This is a genomic window from Kushneria aurantia DSM 21353 (genome assembly GCF_000382245.1).
GTDB classification, from domain to species: domain Bacteria; phylum Pseudomonadota; class Gammaproteobacteria; order Pseudomonadales; family Halomonadaceae; genus Kushneria; species Kushneria aurantia.
Map to the genome: position 1 here is coordinate 1 of NZ_KB907891.1, position 24,678 is coordinate 24,678.

At 62.7% G+C, this 24,678-nt stretch carries 25 protein-coding genes and 4 tRNA genes; 13 read left to right on the top strand and 16 right to left on the bottom strand.

Annotation, left to right across the window (positions count from 1 at the left end; all coding sequences use genetic code 11):
- Positions 1-400 precede the first annotated feature (400 nt).
- The 9 genes from H146_RS0115855 to H146_RS0115900 form a co-directional block, all read right to left on the bottom strand.
- The gene (locus tag H146_RS0115855) at positions 401-1,507 is read right to left on the bottom strand and encodes a YncE family protein (protein ID WP_019952872.1); all 1,107 of its coding nucleotides are present in this window, start codon (positions 1,505-1,507) and stop codon (positions 401-403) included.
- A 215-nt stretch (positions 1,508-1,722) separates the two neighbouring features.
- Positions 1,723-2,772, bottom strand: a complete 1,050-nt coding sequence (locus H146_RS19655) for a YncE family protein (RefSeq protein ID WP_019952873.1) — start codon at positions 2,770-2,772, stop codon at positions 1,723-1,725.
- A gap of 226 nt (positions 2,773-2,998) precedes the next feature.
- Complete coding sequence (gene dcd / locus H146_RS0115865) at positions 2,999-3,565, bottom strand: dCTP deaminase (RefSeq protein WP_026352048.1); 567 nt, start codon at positions 3,563-3,565, stop codon at positions 2,999-3,001.
- 116 nt (positions 3,566-3,681) lie between these two features.
- A complete protein-coding gene (gene apbC / locus H146_RS19660; RefSeq protein ID WP_019952875.1) occupies positions 3,682-4,488 on the bottom strand; it encodes an iron-sulfur cluster carrier protein ApbC in 807 nt (268 codons plus the stop codon).
- A gap of 150 nt (positions 4,489-4,638) precedes the next feature.
- Positions 4,639-5,049, bottom strand: coding sequence for an alternative ribosome rescue aminoacyl-tRNA hydrolase ArfB (gene arfB / locus H146_RS0115875; RefSeq protein WP_019952876.1), 411 nt, complete (start codon positions 5,047-5,049; stop codon positions 4,639-4,641).
- A 15-nt stretch (positions 5,050-5,064) separates the two neighbouring features.
- The gene (locus H146_RS0115880; protein ID WP_019952877.1) at positions 5,065-5,526 is read right to left on the bottom strand and encodes a tellurite resistance TerB family protein; all 462 of its coding nucleotides are present in this window, start codon (positions 5,524-5,526) and stop codon (positions 5,065-5,067) included.
- A 478-nt stretch (positions 5,527-6,004) separates the two neighbouring features.
- Complete coding sequence (locus tag H146_RS0115890) at positions 6,005-6,328, bottom strand: YkgJ family cysteine cluster protein (protein WP_033195809.1); 324 nt, start codon at positions 6,326-6,328, stop codon at positions 6,005-6,007.
- Positions 6,329-6,396: 68 nt separating this feature from the next.
- Positions 6,397-6,789, bottom strand: coding sequence for a DoxX family protein (locus H146_RS0115895; protein ID WP_156826865.1), 393 nt, complete (start codon positions 6,787-6,789; stop codon positions 6,397-6,399).
- A 20-nt stretch (positions 6,790-6,809) separates the two neighbouring features.
- The gene (locus H146_RS0115900; RefSeq protein ID WP_026352050.1) at positions 6,810-7,274 is read right to left on the bottom strand and encodes an ASCH domain-containing protein; all 465 of its coding nucleotides are present in this window, start codon (positions 7,272-7,274) and stop codon (positions 6,810-6,812) included.
- 116 nt (positions 7,275-7,390) lie between these two features.
- Between H146_RS0115900 and metG the strand changes: the two genes are divergently transcribed.
- The 4 genes from metG to nth all read left to right on the top strand — a co-directional run bounded on the left by metG (position 7,391) and on the right by nth (position 12,127).
- Positions 7,391-9,466 carry a methionine--tRNA ligase gene (metG, locus tag H146_RS0115905; RefSeq protein WP_019952882.1) on the top strand — a complete coding sequence of 692 codons (2,076 nt, stop codon included), beginning with the start codon at positions 7,391-7,393 and terminating at the stop codon, positions 9,464-9,466.
- Between the two features lie 75 nt (positions 9,467-9,541).
- The gene (locus tag H146_RS0115910) at positions 9,542-10,339 is read left to right on the top strand and encodes a hypothetical protein (protein ID WP_156826861.1); all 798 of its coding nucleotides are present in this window, start codon (positions 9,542-9,544) and stop codon (positions 10,337-10,339) included.
- A gap of 128 nt (positions 10,340-10,467) precedes the next feature.
- Positions 10,468-11,457: an RnfABCDGE type electron transport complex subunit B gene (locus H146_RS0115915; RefSeq protein WP_019952884.1), complete on the top strand. Its 990-nt coding sequence runs from the start codon at positions 10,468-10,470 to the stop codon at positions 11,455-11,457.
- A gap of 34 nt (positions 11,458-11,491) precedes the next feature.
- Positions 11,492-12,127 carry an endonuclease III gene (gene nth / locus H146_RS0115920; protein ID WP_019952885.1) on the top strand — a complete coding sequence of 212 codons (636 nt, stop codon included), beginning with the start codon at positions 11,492-11,494 and terminating at the stop codon, positions 12,125-12,127.
- A gap of 46 nt (positions 12,128-12,173) precedes the next feature.
- Here the strand turns inward: nth and H146_RS0115925 are convergent, their stop codons facing one another.
- The 3 genes from H146_RS0115925 to H146_RS0115935 all read right to left on the bottom strand — a co-directional run bounded on the left by H146_RS0115925 (position 12,174) and on the right by H146_RS0115935 (position 15,582).
- The gene (locus tag H146_RS0115925; protein WP_019952886.1) at positions 12,174-13,889 is read right to left on the bottom strand and encodes a SulP family inorganic anion transporter; all 1,716 of its coding nucleotides are present in this window, start codon (positions 13,887-13,889) and stop codon (positions 12,174-12,176) included.
- A 27-nt stretch (positions 13,890-13,916) separates the two neighbouring features.
- Complete coding sequence (locus H146_RS0115930) at positions 13,917-14,234, bottom strand: HlyU family transcriptional regulator (RefSeq protein ID WP_019952887.1); 318 nt, start codon at positions 14,232-14,234, stop codon at positions 13,917-13,919.
- 121 nt (positions 14,235-14,355) lie between these two features.
- Complete coding sequence (locus H146_RS0115935; RefSeq protein ID WP_019952888.1) at positions 14,356-15,582, bottom strand: argininosuccinate synthase; 1,227 nt, start codon at positions 15,580-15,582, stop codon at positions 14,356-14,358.
- 289 nt (positions 15,583-15,871) lie between these two features.
- On the opposite strand from H146_RS0115935, the gene rnt reads away from it, so the two are divergent.
- Complete coding sequence (rnt, locus tag H146_RS0115940) at positions 15,872-16,534, top strand: ribonuclease T (RefSeq protein ID WP_026352051.1); 663 nt, start codon at positions 15,872-15,874, stop codon at positions 16,532-16,534.
- Between the two features lie 83 nt (positions 16,535-16,617).
- On the opposite strand, the gene grxD is transcribed toward rnt, so the two are convergent.
- Complete coding sequence (gene grxD, locus H146_RS0115945) at positions 16,618-16,962, bottom strand: Grx4 family monothiol glutaredoxin (RefSeq protein ID WP_019952890.1); 345 nt, start codon at positions 16,960-16,962, stop codon at positions 16,618-16,620.
- A gap of 347 nt (positions 16,963-17,309) precedes the next feature.
- Here grxD and argF point away from each other — a divergent pair, with 347 nt between their 5' ends.
- The 3 genes from argF (at position 17,310) to H146_RS0115960 (ending at position 18,856) form a co-directional block, all read left to right on the top strand.
- The gene (gene argF / locus H146_RS0115950) at positions 17,310-18,227 is read left to right on the top strand and encodes an ornithine carbamoyltransferase (RefSeq protein WP_019952891.1); all 918 of its coding nucleotides are present in this window, start codon (positions 17,310-17,312) and stop codon (positions 18,225-18,227) included.
- 23 nt (positions 18,228-18,250) lie between these two features.
- The gene (locus H146_RS0115955; protein ID WP_019952892.1) at positions 18,251-18,445 is read left to right on the top strand and encodes a hypothetical protein; all 195 of its coding nucleotides are present in this window, start codon (positions 18,251-18,253) and stop codon (positions 18,443-18,445) included.
- Positions 18,446-18,652: 207 nt separating this feature from the next.
- A complete protein-coding gene (locus H146_RS0115960; protein WP_019952893.1) occupies positions 18,653-18,856 on the top strand; it encodes a putative motility protein in 204 nt (67 codons plus the stop codon).
- 135 nt (positions 18,857-18,991) lie between these two features.
- On the opposite strand, the gene H146_RS0115965 is transcribed toward H146_RS0115960, so the two are convergent.
- Positions 18,992-19,067, bottom strand: a tRNA-Ala gene (locus tag H146_RS0115965).
- Between the two features lie 193 nt (positions 19,068-19,260).
- On the opposite strand from H146_RS0115965, the gene uvrC reads away from it, so the two are divergent.
- The 5 genes from uvrC to H146_RS0115990 all read left to right on the top strand — a co-directional run bounded on the left by uvrC (position 19,261) and on the right by H146_RS0115990 (position 22,135).
- Positions 19,261-21,078, top strand: coding sequence for an excinuclease ABC subunit UvrC (gene uvrC, locus H146_RS0115970; protein WP_026352052.1), 1,818 nt, complete (start codon positions 19,261-19,263; stop codon positions 21,076-21,078).
- Between the two features lie 78 nt (positions 21,079-21,156).
- Positions 21,157-21,705: a CDP-diacylglycerol--glycerol-3-phosphate 3-phosphatidyltransferase gene (gene pgsA / locus H146_RS0115975; RefSeq protein ID WP_019952895.1), complete on the top strand. Its 549-nt coding sequence runs from the start codon at positions 21,157-21,159 to the stop codon at positions 21,703-21,705.
- 52 nt (positions 21,706-21,757) lie between these two features.
- Positions 21,758-21,832, top strand: a tRNA-Gly gene (locus tag H146_RS0115980).
- Positions 21,833-21,926: 94 nt separating this feature from the next.
- Positions 21,927-22,000: transfer RNA gene (locus H146_RS0115985), tRNA-Cys, on the top strand.
- 48 nt (positions 22,001-22,048) lie between these two features.
- Positions 22,049-22,135, top strand: a tRNA-Leu gene (locus H146_RS0115990).
- A gap of 41 nt (positions 22,136-22,176) precedes the next feature.
- Here H146_RS0115990 and H146_RS0115995 read toward each other — a convergent pair.
- The gene (locus H146_RS0115995; protein WP_019952896.1) at positions 22,177-23,196 is read right to left on the bottom strand and encodes a phage integrase; all 1,020 of its coding nucleotides are present in this window, start codon (positions 23,194-23,196) and stop codon (positions 22,177-22,179) included.
- Positions 23,193-24,455 (bottom strand): hypothetical protein, encoded by a 1,263-nt coding sequence (locus H146_RS0116000; protein ID WP_245558767.1) that lies wholly within the window; start codon positions 24,453-24,455, stop codon positions 23,193-23,195. Before H146_RS0116000 ends, H146_RS0115995 begins: the two co-directional genes overlap by 4 nt.
- Positions 24,456-24,678: the final 223 nt, after the last annotated feature.

A 24,678-nucleotide genomic window follows, 5' to 3' on the forward strand; every position in this document is an offset into this window, starting at 1 on the left:
TGTCGCCTTGGTTTTCACCTTGAGCCACAACCTCCGGCTTTGCCGGACTCGGTGCCAGGCTTCCCCGGTTACTGCACCGGCTCCCTGTTAACGATGCCACCCTCAAGCACAACACAGGTCTGACTGAGTATTGGGCGTCGCGCTATTTTGGACGCTTACCCACCTGTGCTGCCGAAGCAGGTTCACTTGCGTTGTGTACCGTTAACTTCCTATGGCTTCCTTTAGACCCCACCGTTGGCCAGTGACGCCCTTGCCAGTCGGATTGTCTTCCCCTCAGTCGGGGTGACGACACCTTCTTTCAGGTGTCCGGGTTTGCCGGCTTCGCCGGGCAAACAAAAAACCCACCTTGACAGGTGGGTTAATCACTAATGGCGGCTTCCACACCAGGCGTCGGATCGGTTCAGGGCACCAGATGGATCACCGCATCAGGACCGGGGGCCTTGAGCTCGTCATCCAGCGGCTGTTTGAGACTCAGGTACACGCCCGCCTCGTTGGGCACCTTCAGCAGGCTGTTGGGCATCGGATCGATGACAAAGGAAGCGGTTCGCTCATCGCTTTGCGTATCGAACAGCGTCACGCTGCTGGCGTCGCGGTTGGTCACCCACAGACGGTTGCCATCGAGCAGCAGGTCCAACGCGCCCTCGGCGCTGTCGAGGATAGCGACGATTTCGCCGCTGCGGGTGTCGAGCACGGCAACGTTGGCGCTTTTCTGGTTGGTGACGTAGAGACGCTGGCGATCGCTGTCCAGCGCCAGGTTGGTGGGCCAGTCGCCGCCACTCGGCCAGCGCGCCATGATCTGGTGGCTCTGCATGTCGATGGCGATAACTTCGCCGGCCTTGATGGTGGAGACGTAAACGCGCCCGGCATCCGGGTCGAGCGCCAGCCCGGTGGTCCACTCCCCCAGCCCTTCGACGGTATTTTCCAGCGTCAGGCTCTCACCGTCGATGATCCACAGTACGCTGTGGGTCGCCACGCCGGTGACATAAAGGGTATTGGTGGAAGCATCGACTCTCAGCTGTCGTGGATTGGGACCGTAGAGATCCTGCTCCTCGGCGCGCGCCTTCTCCTCTTCGCTGACCAGCGCCAGATGGCGCACCTCGCCGCTTTCCAGACTGACGGCACTGATGCTCTGATCCAGGGCGTGGCCAACAAAGAGCGTATGGGTCCGCGGATTGAGGGCAAGGCCGAAGGCCTTCTGCTCCAGGTCGATCTGCCCCTCGATCTCCAGCGTCTGCGGATCGAGCCGGTAGATCGTCCCCCCCGCTTCGTTTTTGAAGCCGTTGGCGGCGGCAACGTAAATTGCCTCCTGCGATGGGCTGAACGCCAGTTCGTAAAGCCCCACCGCCGGTTCGACGCGGGCGTCGACCGACTCGCGGTCGGGCGCTGGCTGAGCCGTGCTGTCACCCTCTTCGGCGGCCTGTAGCGGCGAGGCCATCAGCGCCGCCAGAGCCAGCGCGAGAAGCGTGCGGTGAACAAAACGAGGGGCATAAGAAAGCGTGCGAGTCATCCTGAGTCTCTTTCAGAGCGCCCGCTACGTGGCGCGCATGATTAGTGGCAATGATACAACAGCCTCCAATGTAAATAATTCTCAACATTATTCAAGCCTGACTCGTTGTTCATCCTCAGGCGAGATCACTGGCTGCCAACTCGCAGAGCGTCATCGCCAGCGCCCGGGCGCGCGGCACCATGCTGTCCAGCCGCCCCCGCCTGCATGCCGAGCGCTCAGCGAATCAGCGTTACGGTGTTGCCGTTTTCGGCGTCGGGGTTGTCGCGCGAGGCCTTGTTGGTGACCCAGGCGCGCCGGCTTTCAGGGTCGACCGCTACGCTGTTGGGGTGCAGCCCGGTCGCCAGTGTTTCCAGCGTCTCGTAGCTTTCGGCGTCGATCACGCTGACCGTACCGGCATTGCGGTTGGTGACATAGAGCAGGTCGGCCTGCGGGTCGATCGCCACATCCAGCGCGCCGTCGCCGGCGGCCACCATCTCCAAAAGCTCACCGCTGTCGGCATCCAGCACCGCCAGTTGAGCGCTGCCCTGGCCGGTGACCAGCAGCCGGTTGCGCTGCCGGTCCAGCCGGACGTTGATGGCACCCTCCACGCCGGTCTCGAAAGTATCGATGACCTCACCGCTGTCGGTATCGACCACCGCAACATGGTCGTTGCCCAGCAGGGTGGTATAGAGCCGCTGGCCGTCGTCGCTCAGCGCCAGCCCGGTAGGGCGTGGGCCGACGTTTTCGAAGGTATCCAAAAGCGTCATCTGCGCGCCGTCGACCACCCAGATCACTCCGGGGTCGCTCACGCCGGTGACATAGACCCGGCTGCGTTCGGCATCCACCGCCGCCAGCCGCGGCTGAGGCGAGCGGGCGTCACCCTCGGTCTCGCGCTCGAGCGACAGCGTGCCGAGCACCTCGCCGCTATTGGCGTCCATGGCGACAAGCGCCAGGCCACGGGTATCGACGATATAGAGCCGATCGTTCTGCGCATTAAAGGCAAGACCAAAGGCCTTGTCGTCAAGAGGGAAGGTATCCTTTATCTCCAGCGTCTGCCCGTCGAGGCTGAAAATGTTGCCATGGGCGCCGTCGCCGCGACCTCCGGCATCGGCCACCAGCACTCGATTGTCGTCGGCGTCAAAAACGATTTCATAGAGACTGCCACCCAGCTGAGCGCTTTCGGCGACGCTCGGCGCACTCTGCTCGGCCTGTACATTGCCGGCCAGAAGTGCCAGCGACACACCCGCTGCCAGCAGACTGCGCCGAAAAAGACGTCCTGAATTCATAGGGTTCCCCTGCCTGTGATCGCTTGCGGCTGTTTAACAAGTGCCTCGCAATGGCGCGAGGCGATCGACAGCATAATATAAATGAGAATTATTAACATTAATTCTCATTGAGGTTATGCTGCTCTCCGCGTGACGTCCGGGCGAGCGCTACTGATGCGTGGCGGTGCGGAGCTGAAAGGAGAAAGCGGCGGGCAGCAGAGCTGACGTTATCCCGCCGCGAAGGCGTTCAGGTACGTGGCAGGGTAACGCCGCGCTGCCCCATGTACTTGCCGCCGCGGTCCTTGTAGGAGGTGTCACACACCTCGTCGGACTCGAAAAAAAGCATCTGCGCGACGCCCTCGTTGGCATAGATACGCGCCGGCAGGTTGGTGGTGTTGGAGAACTCCAGCGTCACGTGGCCCTCCCACTCCGGCTCCAGCGGCGTGACGTTGACGATGATGCCGCAGCGGGCATAGGTCGACTTGCCAAGACAGACGGTAAGCACGTTGCGCGGAATACGGAAGTACTCCACCGTGCTGGCCAGCGCAAAGGAGTTGGGGGGAATCACGCAGGCGTCACCCTTCACATCGACGAAGCTCTTTTCATCGAATTTCTTGGGGTCGACGGTCGCCGAGTGGATGTTGGTGAAAACCTTGAACTCGTCGCTGCAGCGCACGTCATAGCCGTAGCTGGAAGTGCCGTAGGAGATCACACGCTGCTCGTTCACGTGGCGCACCTGATCGTGCTCGAAAGGCTCGATCATGCCGTGTTCCTGCGCCATGCGGCGAATCCATCTGTCTGCCTTGATGCTCACGGAGATGTCCTGGCTGTTGCGGGGGATGTGGAGGCGCCATGCGCCGTGACCCATGATAGCGGCCACGGCGCTCGGACCAAAGCAGCAGGCCGACGTTCGTCAGCGCTCGGGGGACCTTATTCGCCGAAGCTGATGCTCGGCCCGTCCTGACGCTGCTGGCCACCGAGCTGCTCGTCGATGCGTGCGGTGATTGCCATGAAGGCGCGCGCTGCCTCGCTGTCGGGATCGGCCACCACGGTGGGCCGGCCGCCATCGACCTGCTCACGAATGCTCATCGCCAGCGGCAGTCGGCCCAGCACCTCGGTATCATATTGGGAAGCGATGCGCGCACCGCCGCCCTCGCCAAAGATCGCCTCGGTGTGGCCACAGCTGGAGCAGACGTGGGTGCTCATGTTCTCGACCACGCCCAGCACCGGCACATTGACCTTGCGAAACATCTCGATGCCCTTGCGCGCGTCAAGCAGGGCGATGTCCTGCGGCGTCGTCACGATCACCGAGCCCGATACCGGTACCTGCTGCGACAGCGTCAGCTGAATATCGCCGGTGCCCGGCGGCATATCGATGAACAGATAGTCCAGCTCTCCCCAGCCGGTCTGGGTAAGCAGCTGCTGAAAAGCGCCGGAGACCATCGGGCCACGCCATACCATGGCGGTTTCGATATCCACCAGCACCGCCATCGACATCATCTTCAGGCCATGCGCCTCGATCGGCCGCATGGTCTTGTCATCCACCATGGTGGGCCGGGTGCCGGGTTCGATACCCAGCATCTGCGCCTGGCTGGGGCCGTAGATATCGGCATCCAGCAGCCCCACGCGGTGTCCCTGGGCGGCCATCGCCAGCGCCAGGTTGACCGTTACCGTCGACTTGCCGACGCCACCCTTGCCGGAGGCCACGGCAACCACATGCTTGACCGTTTCGAGCACTGTTCTCTCCTGCAAAAACGCTGTATGGGCGGCATTATAACGTGCCACCGCGGGTCAATCCCAGGTGAAACAGTCGGAATCAAGTCAGGATCAGTCGAGACGCCATCCGCATGCCGCGATGGCACAACCACAGCCGAATGCTCAAAGCCCTTATTCCCGCACGCGCCCGCGCAGCGCCTTCTTCTGCCCGCGCTGCTTCTTTCCCTCCAGCCGGCGCCGTTTGGCCGCCCGGCTGGGCGCCGTCTTTCTGCGCGCTTTCTGCACGTAGAGCGCATCGCGGATCAGTTGACGCAGCCGCGCCAGCGCCTGCTGGCGATTTTTCTCGCGAGTGCGATGCTCCTGCGCCTTGATGACCACGACACCGTCGCTGGTGATACGGCGGTCGTTGCGCGCCAGCAGGCGCGCCTTGCAGGCCTCGGGCAGGCTGGAGGCGTGGATATCGAAGCGCAGATGTACGGCGCTCTCCACCTTGTTGACGTTCTGGCCACCGGCACCGCCAGCGCGAATGGCATGCAGGTCGATCTCGCTGTTGTCGATCGACAGCCCGGGCTTGATCTCCATAAGTGGTATGGGCGGTTATGAAATTCCCATCTCCTTTTGAACTTCGAGCTTTTGCATAATGAAGTCGGCATGATCGACATAAAGCAGCTCGGCGAGTTTGCGTACCCTCGCCTCCTCATGAGGATCGAGTTCACCGTCGGCGTAGGCCACCCGCCACAGCCGCCCCACCAGCGCCACCTTGTGGTCATAGTCGTACTGATCGTTGATCAGACGCACGAACTGATAGTAATCGACCGACTCATCGACCTCGCGACGCGCCAGCTCGACCAGCTCATCAAGGGCGCTGTCGTCCAGGCGAAAGCGCTGGCGCAGCAGCTCACGCAGCGAGCGCTGCTCGCGTTCGTCGACATTGCCATCGGCACGTACGATCTCGCAGAGCAGCGCCGCCACCGCCAGCTCCAGCGTCATTTCGCGATTCTCGGCGCTCTCGGGACGGCCGATGACGCGCTCGAAAAATTGATTGAGCGATTCCAGCACCCTGCTCTCTCCTTGCCGGTACTTGCGGTGCACTTCGACTCGTAACAGCCTGGAAGACGAGGCGGCGCGGCGACCGTCTGACTCGCCGTCGAGTCCGAAGCGACAAGGGGCCGAATCGGCACTTTCCGATCCGGCCCCTGATAGTAACGCTGCAGTCGCCCACAGCTACAGTCTTCCTTCTCGCTCGGCGTCAGATCAGACCCAGCAGCGAGAGGATAAAGAAAATGACGACCGCCAGACCGATCAGATAGATAATGCTGCGCATGCCGACCCCCTGTTTCATCCATGAGTATCGGGCAACACGCCCGACGAGTTTACTACCACCTGAGCAGCAGTCTAGTTCGGGATCACAGCGCGGGCCAGTCGTGCGCCACAAAAGCCGCGGCCGCCCGCATTTGCCGGGAGTATCGGCGGTATCGATCGCGCCAGCCCCGGGCCATGGGACGCCTCTTGAGCAGGTCAGGGGCGTTGGCAGCCGTCACAAGTGAGCGGGCAGTCCGTAAAGCGCCCGCTCTTCCAGACATTCGACGCTGTCGGTTGTGAAGTCGCGACACGACTGCGGACGGCGCGAATAGATCGTGCAGAGCATGGTGTTGCGGTCCACCGCCGCACACCAGCCCTCTTCATCCTGGCGCATCACGGCGCCGCCCCACTCGTCCTCATCGATCAGATCGCAAGGCACCCCGCGGACCAGATCTTCATCATCGAGCATCACCAGCAGCCGGCAGCAGCACGCCTCGCAGTTGAAGCAGCTGACGCCATCAGGCGTCTCGATGGATTCAAGGGGGATATCACCGGACATGAACGCAGCCATCATCGATCACTATGGGCCGGCCATTGTACACACCGCCAGCCAGGGCGCGGTCCTGTTTACGACACGCCGTGATGCCGGTGACCGATCAGGCGAGAACTCCACGCGATGCAGGTGATCAGCAGCACCTGCAGCGGCAGGCGCAACAGCAGCAAAATCTCGGGCACGTGCGGGAAATCCTTGGCATGCCACCACATATAGACGTTGGCCGGCGTCACGCACAGCGTCAGTGCGATCAAACCAATACCGGCAGCGCGGCGATAGCGCGGCAGCAAAATACCGATGGCGCCCAGCAGCTCGAACGCCCCGGTAATGAAGACCGCGGGCATTTTGAAGGGCAGCGAGGGGGGAATGATCGAGGCAAACGCCGCCGGCCAGACAAAGTGGGCAATGCCCCCAAGACAGAACCAGCTGAAGACAACGGCCAGGCCAATGCGTTGCCCGCGGCTCATGACGGGAATCGCGTCATGCCTCATGGAAACACCTTTTCGAAATGCTCGAGCACCAGTTCGGAGGCATCAGTAAATTCAAGGCCCAGCTTGGCCGCTTCATTCCGGAAAAACCGCAGATGCTCGCGATGCCACCATGTAAGGCTGCCATCCCCTTCACCTTCAAGGGCAGCAAACGCTGGTGTTACCTCATCAAAACGGCAGGTCGTGACAGAGGTCAGCGCGACGATGCATACCGGCACATCAAAGCTGTCCAGTACGACGGTAAGCTGTCCCACTTTTGGCAGAGGCTCGCCTGCGGCAAGATACGATGCCATCCAGCCGCAGCTGGCCCGTTTGATGCCGCTGTTGATCAGACGAGCGCAGGTATCGATCACTTCGGGGGCATCGCCAAACGCCTCCGCAATCACCCGAGTTTGTCGGGATTGCTTATCGTGTCCGGAAATATCCCGGTAACGCTGGAAAAACCGCCACTGTGCCGGTGTCACGCTCAACGCCTCCAATGATCGATGCTACAATCGCCGGTCAAATTTACAGTCTATCCACCCTTGGGCGCAGTCGATACCGGCGCCCGCGGGTTCGTCACGGGAATCTTCCAGCCACCATGTCGAACAACGCCAAGCGCCAGATTCTGGTGACCAGCGCCCTGCCCTACGCCAACGGTTCGATCCACCTCGGCCATCTGCTCGAGTACATCCAGACCGATATCTGGGTGCGCTTTCAGAAAAGCCGCGGCCATGAGTGCTACTACGTCTGCGCCGACGACGCCCACGGCACCGCCATTATGCTGCGCGCCGAGCAGGAAGGCATCACTTCGCAGCAGCTGATCGACCGGGTCAACGCCGAACACCAGGCGGACTTCGCTCGCTTTGGCGTCGACTTCGACAACTACTACTCGACCCACTCCGAGGAGAATCGCCGCCACAGCGAGCACATCTACACCGCGCTGCGCGACAACGGCTATATCGCCAGCCGCGACATCGAGCAGATGTACGACCCACAGCGCGGCATGTTTCTCGCCGACCGCTTCATCAAGGGCACCTGCCCCAACTGCCACACCCCCGATCAGTACGGCGACAACTGCGAGGCGTGCGGCGCCGCCTATACACCGGCCGAACTGATCGATCCGGTATCGGCGATCTCCGGCGCCACCCCGGTGGTCAAAAGTTCGACCCACTACTTCTTCGAGCTGCCCAAATTCGAGGCCTTTCTCAAGGAGTGGACCCGCTCCGGTCGGCTCCAGCCGCAGATCGCCAACAAGCTGCAGGAGTGGTTCGAAGATGGCCTCAACGACTGGGACATCTCCCGCGATGCCCCCTACTTCGGCTTCGAAATTCCCGACGCCCCGGGCAAGTATTTCTATGTCTGGGTGGACGCGCCGATCGGCTACATGGCGAGTTTCCAGCAGCTTTGTGAACGCGAAGGGATCGACTTCGAACACTTCTGGCAGCGCGACAGCGACACCGAGCTGTACCACTTTATCGGCAAGGATATCGTTTACTTTCACGCCCTGTTCTGGCCGGCCATGCTGGAGGGTGCCGGGCTACGCACGCCGACCGCCGTCAACTGCCACGGCTTCGTCACCGTCAATGGCGCCAAGATGTCGAAATCACGCGGCACCTTCATCAAGGCGGAGACCTTCGAGCAGTATCTCGAGCCGGAAACGCTGCGCTACTACTTCGCTTCGCGGCTGACCAGCGGCGTCGACGATCTGGATCTTAACCTCGGTGACTTCACCAACCGGGTCAACGCTGATCTGGTGGGCAAGGTGGTCAATATCGCCAGCCGCTGCGCCGGCTTCGTTAAAAAGAGCGGCGGGCGACTGTCGGCCGAATGCAGGGAACCGGAGCGGGTACAGCGCTACATCGACGAGGGCGAGGCGATCGCCGCCGAGTTCGAGGCGCGCGAGTTTGCCCGTGCGGTGCGCCGCATCATGGCGCTGGCGGACGACGCCAACCAGTTCATCGCCGAGGCCGAACCCTGGGTGCTGGCCAAACAGGCGGGCCGCGAGCTGGAAGTGCTGGATATCTGCTCGCTGGGTATCAATCTGTTCCGCCAGCTGATGGTCTACCTGGCGCCCATCATGCCGAAACTGGCCGAGGATGCCCGCGCCTTTCTCAATCTCGACACCCTTGACTGGGAGAGCCGCCGCCGGGTGCTGCGCGACCATCCGATTGAGAAATTCAAACCGCTGATGACCCGCATCGACAGTGCCAGCATCGACAACATGATCGAAGCCTCGAAGGAGGATCTGGTGGAGGAGAAAAAACTCAAGGCGGGCGGCGGCAGTGCCGATAAATATCAAGAGGACGAAAGTACGGCCGATACATTCGAACCACTGGCAGAGCAGATCGCCATCGACGACTTCGCCAGGCTCGATCTGCGCATCGCCCGGATCGTGAGCGCCGAGTATGTCGAAGGCGCCGACAAGCTTTTGAAGCTCGAGCTGGATATCGGCCTCGAGAAAAGAACCGTTTTCTCCGGCATTCGCGCCCAGTATGCCCCCGAGGCGCTGGAGGGCCGGCTGACGGTGATGATCGCCAACCTCGCGCCGCGCAAAATGCGTTTTGGCGTCTCCGAGGGGATGGTGCTGGCCGCTGGCGGCCCCGCATCACAGGATGACGGCATCTATCTGTTGTCACCGGACAACGGCGCTCGTCCGGGGCAGCGCATCAGCTGATTGCCGGCTTACGGGTCGGGAAGCCACGGGCGTCGGGCGCTGCCACATAAAAAGAGATCGACAAGGTGGAGTGTCATGGGGCATCAAATGCTTCCCGCCCTCTGCGGTGACGAGGGTGAACAGGACTCCGGCGTGCCGGGCCTGTTTCTTTTGCAGTTACAGCCGCTTGATGATGACGATTACAGCCCGCTGCTACTGGTCGAATGCCGGGAGTATCGGACTGTCGAGGAAGCCGAGGTGGTACAGGCCTCGCTGACCTTTCACTATCGGGTGCACTCCCCGGAAAGCAGCCAAGAGCCGCCCACCGAAGGAGAGTTCTCGGCGTCCTACTGCTGCCATCATCACTGCGGCAAACCGGCGGTCAGGCTGACCAGCAGTGACATCGACTCGAGTGGATACTGCGTCGTCGACCCGGACTGGGTCGCCGGCCGTGGCGTGGGCACTTTCTTCATGAACGAGATCGTGCAGTGGGTCCAGCAGTGGCCCAATGCCACCGTCATGCCGGTATTGCTCGACCGACTGGATGCGTTGGGATCGGGGGCTCGGCGGCGCAACCGCTTCTACGAACAGTTCGGCCTGCGCTTCGAGGTGCGCCGCCCGCAGGGGCGGGAAGCGGCATCGGCGCCAATCAGCGCCGGCGAACTGAAACCGCTGAGCGACAGAGCCGCCGAGCGCCTGGCCACCCAGGTGACGCGCCTCGAGCTGGAAGCCTATCTTTCACACCAGGTCGACCAGCAGGCGCGCATGGCGGCGCAGATCAGGGAGCTGCGCAGCCAGTTAAAAGCCCATGACGAGAGTCACGAACGGGCCAACGCCTCGCCGCTGCGCTGGGCGTTGGCGATACTCTGGTCGCGGCTCTGGTACGGCAACTAAGCGGGGGTGGGCCCAACCGGCGAGAAGACGTCGGACACTGCGCTCCCCCACATCGACTTCGAAACCCTCAGGCTCTGCGCGTATAATCCTGGCAATCTGCCCTCACCATCCGGGCTGCCAGGAGCCTTATGAACGCGCCCGCGACTATCCCCGTCAGCGAGATTGATCGACTGCTGCCGCAGACCCAGTGCGGCAAATGCGGCCATCCCGGCTGTCGCCCCTACGCCGAGGCCATCGTGGCAGGCGAGGCGATCAACCGCTGCCCGCCCGGTGGCGAGTCGACCGTGGCGGCCCTGGCGGCGCTGACCGGCCAGCCGGCGCTGCCGCTGGAGGTCGAGGCAGAAAGCCCGAAGGCGGCGCTGATCCGCGAGGCGGAGTGCATCGGCTGCACCAAATGCCTCCAGGCCTGCCCGGTGGACGCCATCCTCGGCGCCGCCAAACAGATGCATACCGTGATCGAGGCCGAGTGCACCGGCTGCGAGCTGTGCGTGGCGCCCTGCCCCGTGGACTGCATCGACATTATTCCCCATCCGGGATGGCAGGCGTGCGACAGCGAGCATGAACGTGACACCTGGCTGGCGCGCCGCGCCGAACTCGGCCGGCGACGCTTTGAAAACCGCAACGTCCGCCTTGCCCGCCAGCGCGAAGAGAAGGACGCGCGCCGCCGCGAACGCATGCGCGCCCGACGCGAGACCGCAGGAAATTCACAGCGCGTCACCACGACCTCTGCAAGCAGTGCGCCGGCATCAGGCGCCCGCGCCCGTCGAGCGGCCATCAGCGCCAGTGTGCGCCGGTTGGAGAAGCGCCTTGTCGCCAATCCCGACGACCGCGACAGCCAGGCCGCGCTGGAGCACGCCCGCCAGCAGCTGGCGGACATCGCGGCGCAGCGCGACAGCGCCGACGAGGCGTCATCGGTGGGCGAGACGCAGCCGTCACTCAATTCACTACGCATCGCCCGCTCCGCAGCACGCCAGACGGTAGTACGCGCCGAACGCCAGCTTTCGCATGCCGAGCGTCGCGGCAGCGAGGCGGACTGCGCCGCCGCACGCGAGCAGCTCGAACGCGCCGAAAAAACCTGGCGCGAAGCATGCGACGCCCTCGAACAGGCCCATCGGTGATGCACCACCGCGCTTCATGGACAGCGAGCCCTGCATGAACAACGAAAAACGCCGCGAAATCTTCCGCCGCCTGCAGGAAGCCAACCCGGAACCCACCACCGAACTGAGCTGGTCGACCCCCTTCGAACTGCTGGTCGCCGTGGCACTCTCGGCGCAGTCCACTGATGTCGGCGTCAACAAGGCCACTGCACGGCTCTTTGCCATCGCCAACACGCCCCAGGCGTTGCTCGAACTGGGACTCGAAGGGGTCAAGGAGCAGATTCGCACTCTCGGGCTCTACAACAACAAGGCCAAAAACCTGATCAAGATGTGCGAGCTGCTGGTGCGCGACCATGGCGGCGAGGTGCCCAATAGCCGCACCGCACTGGAGGCGCTGCCGGGAGTGGGACGCAAGACCGCCAACGTCATTCTCAACACTGCCTTCGGAGAGCCCACCATCGCCGTCGATACCCACATCTTTCGTGTCGCCAACCGCACCCATCTGGCGCCGGGGAAAAATGTCGATCAGGTCGAGCGAAAGCTGCTCAGGGTGGTGCCGACACCGTACCGCCGCGACGCCCACCACTGGCTGATCCTGCACGGCCGCTACACCTGTATGGCACGCAAGCCGCGCTGTGGCAGCTGCGTGATCGAGGACCTGTGCGAGTACAGGGAGAAGGTATACAGCTGAGCACGGATCTTTGTCAGGGCGTCAGCACATCGCGATAGCGCGCCGCTCACTGTCCGGGGCGTTCGGCCAGCGCCTGCCAGGCCGCCTCGGTAGAGAAAAACAGCCGGTGGCGATGCTCGGCCATGAACTCGGTGTTGCGCAGCTGGTCACGTACCGGGCCACGCAGCTCCGCCAGGTAGAGATCGATGCCCTGATCGCGCAGACGCTCGTCCAGCTCCTCGAGGGCGTGCAACGCGGCACCGTCGATATGGGTCACGCTGCTCAGCACCAACACCAGTGCGGTCACCTCGTCGCGTTGGCTGAGATGCTCGTTGAGCCAGCGCTCCAGCGCGCCCATGTTGGCAAAGTGCAGATCGGCGTCGGGGCGTACCATCAGCAGATGCGAGCGGGTCTCGACCTCGAAGCGCTCGACATTACGAAACTCGCCGCCCGGCAGTTGACCCAGTTCGGCGATGTGGGGGCGACTGGCACGCGCCAGCAGCAGTCCGATGGCGATCCCGACGCCGATCAGCAGCCCCTCCATGACGCCAAACAGCAGCACACCGGCGAAGGCCCCCAGCCAGGCGATGCCGTCGGCGCGCGAGTAGCGCCAGGCACGCCTGAGCGGACCGGGTTTGATCAGCGGCAGCGCCGCCTGAATGACGATGGCCGCCAGCACCGCCTGGGGAAGTGGCGCGAACAGACCGGTTGCCAGCAGCAGCACCACCACCAGCGCCAGCGCCGCGAACAGCGACGAGAGCGGGGTGCGTGAGCCCGCCTGGTCATTGACCACCGCACGCGACAGCCCGCTGGTGACCGGAAAGCCACGCGTCACGGCGGCAAGCAGATTGGCCGCCCCCAATACCCACAGCTCGCGCTGGGTATAGAGCCTTTCGCGGTTCTGCGCGGCCAGCGTCTGCGCCACCGAGATGGCACTGACGTAGTTGATCAGAGCGATCCCCAGCGCCGGTAGCCAGAGCGCGGTAAGCATATCGAAGGAGAGCGGCGGCAGCGTCGGCAGTGGCAGCCCGGCGGGCACCTCGCCGACTCGATTGATACTGCCGTGCCACAGCGGCGCGGCGATCAGTGCGGCGATCAGCACCAGCAGCGGCCCGGTGCGCCCCAGCACCGCCGCGACCCGCTCGGGCAGCCCCAGCCGGCGCAGGCCGGGGGTCAGCCAGCGGCGCAGCAGCAGCAGCAGCGCCAGCGAGACGCCACCGAACAGCAGCGCCCCGGGTACCATATCGCCCAACCCACTGAACAGGGCGATCAACCGCGGCAGGAAATCGCCCGAGCTGCCCTGAATGCCCAGCAGATCGCTGAGCTGTGACATCACGATCATGATCGCCGAGGCGGTGGTAAAGCCCTGCATCACGCCGGGGCTGACGAAGTCGATCAGCCGCCCGAGGCGGCAGAAATAGAGCAGCAGCAGCCAGCCGCCCACCAACGCCGCCAGCATGGCAGCGGCACCGGCGTAGCGCGCCTCGTCGATGCCACTGCCGGCCAGGGTCTCGCCTACCAGCAGCGAGGTAAGCGCCATCGGCCCCAGCGACAGCACGCGGCTGCTGCCGAACAGGGCGTACAGCAGCAGCGGCGCCAGCGCGGTATAGAGCCCCGCCTGCAGCGGCAATCCGGCAAGGCTGGCGTACGCCATGCCCTGCGGCACCAATAGCGCGGCGGTGATCAACCCGGCCAGGATGTCGCCCAGGCGATCGCTCATCGACAGCCGGCGCCAGCTGTCGAGCGCCGGAAAAAGGGGGGCCCGTTCGGTTTCGAGGCTCAAGGCGCTGCTGCTCCCTTGGTTGTGTCGTCAGCTCGGATGATGCGGGTTATTGAACAACTGTTCACCCTGTTCATCGATATAACGTTCAACCTTGGTGCGGGTCAACTCGATACAGCTGTCGCGGTCGGGCAGCATGTCGGAACGCTCGAAGCGCTGCTCCTGCATATGGCCCTCTTCGCTGCGGCGAATCAGGGCACTGACGCGATACTGACCGCCGCTATTATCCGGCAGGGCAATGATCTCGTAACCCTTGTAGTGGATCGGCTCCGCCGCCTCGGCGCTCTTTTGAGGCGTCCTGTCACCGGCGCCACCGCCGCGCAGCGCTTCCAGCAGTTTCTTCAACATCGACCGCTCTCCCCGTGTTGTTGGCTCCAGGACACGCCTGATGGCGGTCCTGCCAAAAATAAGCCCGGCGTGAAAGGGGCCGCACAAGGGCGGCCCCATTATCGACACGCCCTCGCAGGCGTTACTCGTGCGTCCGCCCCTTGCCGGCAGCGATGCGCAGGCGCAGCGCGTTGAGCTTGATAAAGCCCTCGGCGTCTTTCTGATCATAGGCACCGGCATCGTCTTCGAAGGTGGCGATCGAGGCGTCGAACAGCGAATCCGGCGACTGACGACCCACCAGGATCACGTTGCCCTTGTAGAGCTTGAGACGCACCTCGCCGTTGACCACATGCTGCGATTGGTCGATGGCGGCCTGCAGCATGCGCCGCTCCGGACTCCACCAGTAGCCGTTGTAGATCAGCTCGGCGTAGCGCGGCATCAGCTCATCCTTGAGGTGCGCGGATTCGCGATCGAGGGTGATCGATTCGATGGCGCGGTGGGCGCGCAGCATGATGGTGCCCCCCGGCGTTTCGTAGCAGCCGCGGGATTTCATGCCCACATAGCGGTTCTCGACGATATCCAGCCGGCCAATGCCGTTCTCGCCGCCCACCTTGTTGAGATGTGACAGCACCTCGTGGGGACGCATTGGTCGGCCATCAATGGCAACGATGTCGCCGCCTTCGAAGGTCAGATCGATATAGGTGGGGGTATCCGGCGCCGCCTCGGGGCTGACGCTCCAGCGCCACATCTCCTCCTCGGCTTCGCCCCAGGGGTCCTCCAGCACGCCCCCTTCATAGGAGATGTGCAGCAGATTGGCATCCATCGAGTAGGGGGACTTCTTCTTGTTTTTGGCGTAATCCACCGGAATATCGTGGGTTTCGCAGTAGTTCATCAGCTTTTCACGCGAGTTGAGATCCCACTCGCGCCACGGTGCAATGACCCTGACCGCCGGTTTGAGGGCGTAGGCGCCCAGTTCGAAGCGTACCTGGTCGTTGCCCTTGCCGGTAGCGCCGTGGGCGATGGCATCGGCACCGGTCTCGTTGGCGATCTCCACCAGTCGGCGGGCAATCAGCGGCCTGGCGATGGAGGTGCCGAGCAGGTATTCACCCTCGTAGACGGTGTTGGCACGGAACATGGGGAAGACATAGTCGCGCACGAAGGTCTCGCGCAGATCCTCGATATAGATCTCTTTCACCCCCAGCGCCTGTGCCTTGGCACGCGCCGGCTCGACCTCTTCGCCCTGCCCCAGGTCGGCGGTAAAGGTGACGACTTCACAGCCGTAGGTTTCGGCCAGCCACTTGACGATGACGGAGGTATCCAGCCCACCCGAGTAGGCGAGGACGACCTTTTTGACAGCAGACTCATTCATTGCAGACACGGGCTCCTTTCGGGATGCGAGAGCATTTCATCGAGTATTCCACCAGTATATCGTTCGCGCCGTCCGGCGAACACCGCGACTCGAGCAATGGGAGGCGCCCCCGGGGAGTGCTACACTCACACTTTCGATAGCCGAACCCACCCGCGATCAGAAGGCTTGCCGTGCCGGTTATAACGCAAGCGGGCGACGCCCTCCGACAAAGCGCTCCCGGCGCCCTCTCCATGTCACTGCCAGCCGTGTCACTGCCAGTCATGTCACTGCCAGCAGCGAGGGGCGACACATGAGCGATAGCACACCGTCATCGATGTCGCGCCGCTTTCGCGGCTTTCTACCGGTCGTGGTCGATCTCGAAACCGGCGGTTTCAATGCCCGCACCGATGCCATGCTGGAGATCGCCGCGGTCACGCTGACCATGGACGACCAGGGCTCTGTGCTGCCCGACGAGACCTTTTTCTTTCACATCGAGCCGTTCGAGAACGCCAATGTCGAACAGGCGGCGCTCGACTTTACCGGCATCCGCCTCGACAGCGCGCTGCGCCAGCAGCAGGCCGTCAGCGAGCGCCATGCCCTCGATGAGATATTTCGCCCCGTGCGCAAGGCGATCAAGTCGCAGCAGTGCAACCGCGCTATCCTGGTGGGCCACAATGCCGCTTTCGATCACGCCTTTCTCAATGCTGCGGTGGAGCGCGCCGGGATAAAACGCAACCCCTTCCATCCTTTCTCGAGTTTCGACACGGCCACTCTTTCCGGACTGGTGTACGGCCAGACCGTGCTGGCGCGCGCCTGCCGCGCCGCCGGCATCGCCTTTGACAACCAGGAGGCGCACTCGGCGCGCTACGACACCGAGCGCACCGCTGAGCTGTTCTGCGCCATCGTCAATCGATTTCGCGATCTCGGCGGCTGGGAGTTGGCGGTACGCGAACAGAGCATGGACGCCGAGTAGCCCGCCATTTCGGCATATCGAAAATGAAAAACCCCGACCGCATAGCGGTCGGGGTTTTGCCGTTGGGTGGTCACTCGCCGGAATCAGGCGTCGTCACTGGACTCCGGCGCGGCACCGGCGGCCTGTTTGACCATCGGCGCCAGCTCACCGTTTTGATACATCTCAACGATGATATCGCAGCCTCCTACCAACTCGCCGTTGAGCCACAACTGTGGGAAGGTAGGCCAGTTGGCGTATTTGGGCAGCTCGGCGCGAATATCCGGGTTGTCCAGAATATTGACGAAGGCGAAGCGCTCGCCGCAGCCCATCAGCGCCTGTACCGCCTGGGCCGAAAAACCGCACTGCGGCATCTGCGGCGTGCCCTTCATGTAAAGCAGAATGCTGTTTTCGCTGATCTGCTGCTTGATGGTGTCGAGAGTCTCGCTCATGTCCGGTCTCCGTGAGAAAGGCCTGTAGCACAGTCTCTGGGTGAGTGTCGTTAGCCATTATAGAGGGATATGGCGATGCCACCAGCCCGCTTCAACTCCCCCCCGGCGGTGCATGTTGCGCCCCGTCGCGGCGCTGGTTAGGATGATTTTCGAACAAGCGTCAGACGCCGTGCCGCACCCTCTTGCCCTTCCGTGCGGCGCGGCGTCTTTCATCAGGCGTCGCCGGCTTCGAGCGGCGCTTTTTCGTTGCCGGCGCCGCCCGCTTCCGGGCGCTACGCCTACCGCGCTTATTGCAGCCCACTGCAGTCATTCAGGAAAGGAACACGATAATGACAGGAGCCCAGGATATGGCCCTTCGCCATTTTCTCACTCTGATGGATCTCGCTCCCCAGGAGCTGAGCGCCCTGATCGAGCGTTCGATCACCATCAAGCGCGAGCTGGCCGAAAAGGGTCCGGTCTACACGCCGCTGACCAACCGCAGCCTGGCGATGATCTTCGAAAAATCCTCGACCCGCACCCGGGTCTCCTTCGAAACCGCCATGACCCAGTTCGGCGGCCACGCTATCTTCCTGTCGCCGCGCGACAGTCAGCTCGGCCGCGGCGAACCGGTGGGCGATACCGCCCGGGTACTGTCGGAAATGGTCGATGCGGTGATGATCCGTACCTTCTCGCACCAGAGCATCGAAGACTTCGCCGATGCCAGCTCCGTCCCGGTGATCAATGCCCTCTCCGATGACTACCACCCGTGCCAGTTGCTGGCCGATATCCAGACCTGGATCGAGTGTCGCGGCGCGGTGAAGGGCAAGATCGCCGTCTGGGTCGGCGACGGCAACAACATGTGCCATTCGTGGATCAACGCCGCCCGTCAGTTCGACTTCAGGCTGCGCATCGCCTGCCCCGAAGGCTTCGACCCCAGCCGCGAAATCATGGAAGCGGCCGGCTCGCGGGTAGAGATCGTGCGCGACCCGCTGGCCGCCGTCGAGGGTGCCCACCTGATCACCACCGACGTGTGGGCCTCGATGGGTCAGGAGCAGGAGCAGGCCGAGCGGCTGGCCGCCTTCGAGGGCTTTCAGGTCAATGAAGTGATGCTGGACCGTGCCGACGAGGAGGTAATTTTCCTTCACTGCCTGCCTGCCCATCGCGGCGAAGAGGTCAGTGAAACACTGCTCGACGATCCGCGCGCTTTCGTCTGGCAGGAGGCCGGCAACCGCCTGCATGCTCAGAAGGCGCTGCTCGAATTCCTGCTGCTGGGTCGAATGAACTGAAAGACGGATAGAGGAGCGCAGTCGTGGAGAGCGGAGACGAACTGGTGGTGCCGCGCGAGGAGCTGCCGGAGCACATCGACGTAGGCGCCATTTTCCACCTTGACCTGCGCCACGAAGACGGCACTTTGAGACGCTGCGCGCTGCTGCTGCGCGAGACAGGACCGCTGGAAGCGCTCTGCGACGTGCTGGCAGTGGAGAACCACGCTCCACCACCGTAGAGAAGGTATGACGAGGGCTAAAGGCGCGCCGACACTGGCCGATAACCGATATAACGGTACCGCTGTATCGCGTCGGCATCGAGCTTCTCGATCAGGGGCCATCCTCCAGGCGAGGGCGGCCCTGACGCGTCACGCCACCGGGGGAAGCCACCATTACCCCGGTACCTTCCTCGCCCTGAATGGCGGGACAACCCAAGGAGCAAGCCTATGGATATGAGCGTCAGCGCCACGGTGGATACCGCCATGGCCCTGCAGCAGCACAACACCGCCTCTGAAGTACAGGCCAACCTGCTGCGCAAGTCGCTGGACACCCAGGAACAGCAGATGTCACAGCTGATGGAGTCGGTGGCGCCGCAGCCGCAGCTGGCCACCGAAGGCCTGGTGGGTACGCAGATCAACACCACCGCCTGATCGGATGGTGTTTAACGAAGGGCCGCCTGCGGGTGGCTCTTTTTAATATCTGACCGAGCCCATGGGTTTGGTATGTGCCATGCCTATAAAAAAACCGCCGCAGCATGAGGCTGCAGGCGATTTTTTTGATGTCTCTGGTGGAGCCTAGCGGGATCGAACCGCTGACCTCGACACTGCCAGTGTCGCGCTCTCCCAGCTGAGCTAAGGCCCCATGAACGCGGCATATATTATCGGCGCATTGCTTCTTGGTCAACCCGCCAGCGGCGAAGCAACACCCTGCCGGGCCGTGCAAGACATAAAAAACACCGCTAAAACAGGCACCCGGCCGGCGTCGAAACGCTTATCTGTTAAAATGGGGCTATAGCAACATCGCAACCGAGGTGCTCATGAGCGATGAAGCGGTCGTGAGCTTCGACCCGCGCCAGTTTCTCAAAACAGTGACCGAGTCGCCCGGCATCTACCAGATGCACGATGCCGACGGTAATGTGCTTTATGTGGGCAAGGCCAAACGCCTCAGGGCCCGGCTCTCCAGCTATTTTCGCAACACCGGGCTCAACGCCAAGACCCGCGCACTGGTCAACCGCATCGCCGATGTACAGGTCACGGTTACTCGCAGCGAGACGGAAGCACTGCTGCTGGAGCAGACGCTGATCAAGCGTCAGCGCCCGCCTTATAACATCCTGCTGCGCGACGACAAGTCCTACCCCTATATCTTTGCCAGCGACCGCCACCCCTACCCGGCGCTGGAGTTTCGCCGCGTGCGCCACAAGCGCGGCGATGGCCGCTACTTCGGCCCCTTCACCAGCTCCGGCGCGGTACGCGAGAGCCTGGCGCTGATGCAGAAGGTGTTTCGTATCCGCAACTGCGAGGACACGGTGTTTGCCCACCGCAGCCGTCCCTGCCTGCAGTATCAGATCGACCGCTGCACGGCGCCCTGCGTCGGCTATATCAGTCAGGCCGCCTACCGCCGCGATCTCGAGCACGCCGTGATGTGCATGGAGGGCAAGAGCGAGGAAGTGACCCGTCGGCTTTACAGCGATATGGAAGCCGCCAGCGAGCGGCTCGACTTCGAGCAGGCCGCCTTTCTGCGTGATCAGGTACAGCAGCTGCGCCGCCTGCAGTCGCAGCAGTCGGTGGATACCGGGGGTGGCGATGCCGATGTTTTTGCCCTTGCCGAACGCCCCGGCGGCCTCTGCGTTACCGTACTGGTCATCCGCCAGGGGCAGGTGCTCGGCTCGCGCCACCACATGCCGGAGAACGGCCTTGATCTCTCATCGGAGGCATTGCTGACCAGTTTGGTCAGCCAGTACTACCTGGGCCAGGACAACGAAATTCCTGCCGAGGTGCTCACTTCCCACGCGCTGGACGATGCCGAGCTGCTGCAGGAGGCGCTTGCCGAGAACGCCGGCCGCCGGGTGCGCATTGCCCATCAGGTGCGCGGTCATCGCGCCCAGTGGCAGGAGCTGGCGCGCACCAATGCCGATCAGCACCTCGCCTCGAAGCTGGCCAGCCGCCAGCAGCTCAGCGACCGCTTCGAGGCGCTGGGCCAGACGCTGTCGATGGCCGAGCCGCCTCACCGACTGGAGTGCTTCGATATCAGCCATAGCCAGGGCGAAGCGACCGTGGCCTCCTGCGTGGTGTTCGATCAGAACGGTCCGATCAAGTCCGACTACCGCCGCTTCAACATCGAGGGCGTGGCCGCCGGCGACGACTACGCCGCCATGCGCCAGGCGTTGACCCGTCGCTACAAGCGGATTCAGAGCGGCGAGGTGCCCCGCCCGGACGTGCTGATCGTCGACGGCGGCAAGGGCCAGCTCAATATGGCCCGCGAGGTTTTCGAGGAACAGGGCGTCTTTGACATCCTGCTGCTCGGCGTGGCCAAGGGGACCAGCCGCAAGCCGGGGCTGGAGACGCTGTTTATCGATACCGTGGAGCGCAGCATGACGCTGGAGGGTGCCTCCGGTGCGCTGCACCTGATCCAGCATATTCGTGATGAAGCCCACCGCTTTGCGATTACCGGCCACCGCCAGCGCCGCGACAAGGCACGCCGCTCTTCTACCCTGCAGGACATTCCCGGCATCGGTCCGCGGCGACGGCGTGAGCTGCTGCGCCATTTCGGCGGCCTACAGGGCATTCAGAGCGCCTCGAAGGATGACCTGGCCAGAGTACCCGGCATCAATGAACGTCTCGCGGCTCAGATTCATCAGGCGCTGCATGGCTGATACCGCCATGGGGCGTTAGAATCCGAGCAGGACAGACAAGCAGGGACGTTCTTCCACTGGTCAGGACCCGATAGCGTCATGAGCATACCCAACATACTGACACTGGTACGCATCATCCTCATACCGCTACTGGTGGTGGTCTTTTACCTGCCGGTCGAGTGGAGCCGTTTTGTGGCGGCGTTGATGTTTACCACAGCCGCAGTGACCGACTGGTTCGACGGCTATCTGGCACGCCGCTGGAACCAGACCACCCCCTTTGGGGCCTTTCTCGATCCGGTCGCCGACAAGCTGATCGTGGCGGTGGCGTTGGGGGTATTGATCGAATACTACGCCGATCTTGCGTTGACGCTACCAGGACTGGTGATCATCGGCCGTGAGATCGTCATCTCGGCACTGCGTGAATGGATGGCCGAACTGGGCAAACGCGCCAGCGTTTCTGTTTCCAGCATCGGCAAGTACAAGACCGCCTTTCAGATGGTCGCGATCATACTGCTGCTGGCCTTTGCACCCGGCAGCTGGCTTGCCCAGCTCGGCCTAGTACTGCTCTACCTGGCGGCGGTACTGACGTTGTGGTCGATGTGCAAGTACCTGGCTGCCGCCTGGCCTGAACTGACGCGCTCCGTATAACGACGGAATTTGACACTTTTGCGGCAAGTAGATAGAGTACGCACCGCATCAAGCGGGAATAGCTCAGCGGTAGAGCATCGCCTTGCCAAGGCGAGGGTCGGGAGTTCGAATCTCCTTTCCCGCTCCATGCATTGACTTCTTTCAGAGGTTGCCGGAAACGGATCGCGAGGGTCGGGAGCTGGTACGCCAGCCCGGTCGATCTCCTTTCCCGCTCCCAAAGAGGCTGGATGGCAGAGTGGTCATGCAGCGGACTGCAACTCCGCGTACGCCGGTTCGATTCCGACTCCAGCCTCCACTTCTCTTACCCCCGATCTTCGGTCGTACTTATGGCCACCGCTCTCCTGCCCGGATGGCGGAACAGGTAGACGCAAGAGACTTAAAATCTCTCGACCGTATGGTCGTGCCGGTTCGATTCCGGCTCCGGGCACCAGTTTAATCAAGCACTTACCCTACCCTATTCTTTCGCAACGCCTATTCCTTTTCGTCAGGTGTCGACATTGTGTCAACGCCGGGACGCGGGCTGTATTTCACCGCTTCGATCAGATGGTCAGGCGACAGGTGTGCATAGCGCATGGTCATCTGAATGGTCTGGTGACCCAGAATGCGCTGCAGGGTCAGTAGATTCCCGCCGTTCATGATGAAGTGGCTGGCGAATGTATGCCGCAGGACGTGGGAACGCTGCCCTTTCGGCAGGATAATGCCGGTACGCTCGAGCGCGAGCGAAAAAGCCCTGTAAGCATCCTGGGGAAACAGTCTGCCACTGCGCGGATGATCCGACCGAAGGCGGTCATAAAAGGTACTGTCGATGGGAACGGTTCGAGAACGGCCATTCTTGGTATGGACGTAAGTCACGGAACAGTTGCGGACATTCTCGGCACGCAGGTGTTGCGCTTCGCTCCAGCGGGCACCGGTATAAAGGCATAGTTCGGTGATCGTGAGGACATTACGACTACGCGATGCACGCAGCTCCCGGAACAGGGTGTCGATCTGTTCCTGATTGAGCCAGGAGAGTTCACTGGCGGGGAGGCGAAGAGCGCTGACAGCTGCAAAGGGGTTCTCCCCAGCCCACTCTTTCATTCGGATCGCGACGTTGAGCACGGCGCGCAGATAAGCGATGTCGTGGTTCACCGTGTTGGCTTTCAGCCCTCTTTGCAGGCGCTCGGCACGCAAACGCGCCACATCGGTCGGCGTAATCGATACCACGGGCGGATTGCCCATCTGGTCGGCGAGAACGCGAAGTTTCTGGAGCCTTACATTGCCGTCCTTGAGTGAGCTGCCGTGTACGTCATACCAGAACTGAGCGAGATCACGCAGCCGGCGACGGTCTCGCTTGCGTGGCTGGTATTCTTCTCCAGCAGCCGCACGCGCCCGCACCGCGTTTTCGAAGCGCTTGGCTTCGGCCCGAGTACGAAAGGTTTTCCTGATGCGACGGCCGCTCCGGCCCTCGGGTTGGATATCCACCTGCCAGCCGCTGGTGACCTTTCGAATCATGCCGCCCGGCCCAGTAATCGCCGTTCTATGAGTTTCTGTTCCAGTAGTTGCCGGAAGGCGTCGCGGTCAATGCCCCGTCGTCGGTAGTAGGCGGCGAGGTCGTCCCAGAAGCCGGACCGTGTCAGGCATTTCATGGCCTGCCGGACGGTGAAGCCCTGGCGGGCGTAGATGGAGATCAGATTGCCGAAGGCGAGGCAGACGTTCTTTTCGTTACCGAGGCCGGGGGCCTTGCGTGCCCTTTTGTAGAGGAAGTCGGGGCCGCTGGCATAGAAGCGGGCGTCCTCCTGCAGGACCTGCCAGACAGGGTCGATGAGGTCGCGGCTGTGATCGAGGCGGTAGCCCTGCAGGGCGGTGCGCCAGAGACCGGAGAGGTGCGGCACGGTGTCGATGAAGCGACGGAAACCGTGTGCCATGTCGAGGCATTCACCGGTGTCGACATTGCAGGGAGTGCCCTGGGCGTATTCCCGCAGCACGGACTGATGAAAGCGCATCTCGATGCGCCAGACGGGCTTTTCCGGGTCATAGGGGGCGTCCAGCGGATCATCGCCGGTGGCGTCCTGCCAGATGCTCTCCCAGAAGTGGTGCTTGTCAGTGGCGTGGGCCTGTTTGGTCTTGTTGTAGAGGCAGCACTGCAGGGCCCCGGCGGTGCCGAACATGTAGGTCTCGCCATCGCCGTAGGTGGTGGCCAGCGTGCCCACATCGTCGAAGCTGGCGTGCTGGATGCCGTCAATACGCATGACCTTTTTGGAGCGGGTCACGAAGCGTTCCATGAAATCGCGGGGCGGCTCCCAGCCCTGTACGTCCAGCGCCAGATGCACGGCACAACCGCAGGGCTCGACGGCGGCGAGCATCCGGGCGGCGATATTGTCCATGAAGGCCTGGAGCGTGTCGGGGTCGTGCTCATGGATGAACTGCGGGGAGAGTTCGACCTTGAGATGGGTGCCGACGGCGTCGAGCTTCACGTGCCGCGCGTAGAAGAAGATGATGACACCCAGATCATTGTTCTGCAGGCGGTAGCGAAAGCCGGAATGGCGAGCACCGGCCCCGACCGACCAGCGGTGGCCGAACAGTTCCATGGTGGCCCCGCGCCCCTCGGCGTAGACTTCCATGATCTCCTGAAACTGCTGCTGACAGGGCATCCCGGCATAGAGTTGGCGCACGGTGTCGACGCCGGCGTGCAGCAAGTGCAGGTTGTCGAGCTGGCGCTGCCCCTTCGGGGAGAGCAACAGGCGGCCCTTCGGGTCCTGTTCGTCCCTCACCAGCGACTCGTATGAATACCGTTCCCACCTTTTCATGAAGCCCCCATAGGACCTGTATAGGTCGAAAAATGCCCGTGACGTTCAAAGACGGTCTGCGACAGGTCACGACCGGTTTTCTGGTTACTCTGCGAGACGTGTTACAGGGAAGGTCTCGCCTCGTTCATTACGGCCACTTCCTCCAGACGACCGCGCGCTGATTGCCGGTGGCATGACGATATGTCGG

Excerpts from the sequence above, each read along its gene's own strand:
- H146_RS0115855 (WP_019952872.1), bottom strand. The coding sequence starts at position 1,507 with ATGACTCGCACGCTTTCTTATGCCCCTCGTTTTGTTCACCGCACGCTT.
- H146_RS19655 (WP_019952873.1), bottom strand. The coding sequence starts at position 2,772 with ATGAATTCAGGACGTCTTTTTCGGCGCAGTCTGCTGGCAGCGGGTGTG.
- arfB (WP_019952876.1), bottom strand. The coding sequence starts at position 5,049 with ATGGAGATCAAGCCCGGGCTGTCGATCGACAACAGCGAGATCGACCTG.
- H146_RS0115890 (WP_033195809.1), bottom strand. The coding sequence starts at position 6,328 with ATGTCCGGTGATATCCCCCTTGAATCCATCGAGACGCCTGATGGCGTC.
- H146_RS0115895 (WP_156826865.1), bottom strand. The coding sequence starts at position 6,789 with ATGAGCCGCGGGCAACGCATTGGCCTGGCCGTTGTCTTCAGCTGGTTC.
- metG (WP_019952882.1), top strand. The coding sequence starts at position 7,391 with ATGTCGAACAACGCCAAGCGCCAGATTCTGGTGACCAGCGCCCTGCCC.
- H146_RS0115910 (WP_156826861.1), top strand. The coding sequence starts at position 9,542 with ATGGGGCATCAAATGCTTCCCGCCCTCTGCGGTGACGAGGGTGAACAG.
- H146_RS0115915 (WP_019952884.1), top strand. The coding sequence starts at position 10,468 with ATGAACGCGCCCGCGACTATCCCCGTCAGCGAGATTGATCGACTGCTG.
- nth (WP_019952885.1), top strand. The coding sequence starts at position 11,492 with ATGAACAACGAAAAACGCCGCGAAATCTTCCGCCGCCTGCAGGAAGCC.
- H146_RS0115930 (WP_019952887.1), bottom strand. The coding sequence starts at position 14,234 with ATGTTGAAGAAACTGCTGGAAGCGCTGCGCGGCGGTGGCGCCGGTGAC.
- H146_RS0115935 (WP_019952888.1), bottom strand. The coding sequence starts at position 15,582 with ATGAATGAGTCTGCTGTCAAAAAGGTCGTCCTCGCCTACTCGGGTGGG.
- rnt (WP_026352051.1), top strand. The coding sequence starts at position 15,872 with ATGAGCGATAGCACACCGTCATCGATGTCGCGCCGCTTTCGCGGCTTT.
- grxD (WP_019952890.1), bottom strand. The coding sequence starts at position 16,962 with ATGAGCGAGACTCTCGACACCATCAAGCAGCAGATCAGCGAAAACAGC.
- argF (WP_019952891.1), top strand. The coding sequence starts at position 17,310 with ATGGCCCTTCGCCATTTTCTCACTCTGATGGATCTCGCTCCCCAGGAG.
- H146_RS0115960 (WP_019952893.1), top strand. The coding sequence starts at position 18,653 with ATGGATATGAGCGTCAGCGCCACGGTGGATACCGCCATGGCCCTGCAG.
- pgsA (WP_019952895.1), top strand. The coding sequence starts at position 21,157 with ATGAGCATACCCAACATACTGACACTGGTACGCATCATCCTCATACCG.
- H146_RS0115995 (WP_019952896.1), bottom strand. The coding sequence starts at position 23,196 with ATGATTCGAAAGGTCACCAGCGGCTGGCAGGTGGATATCCAACCCGAG.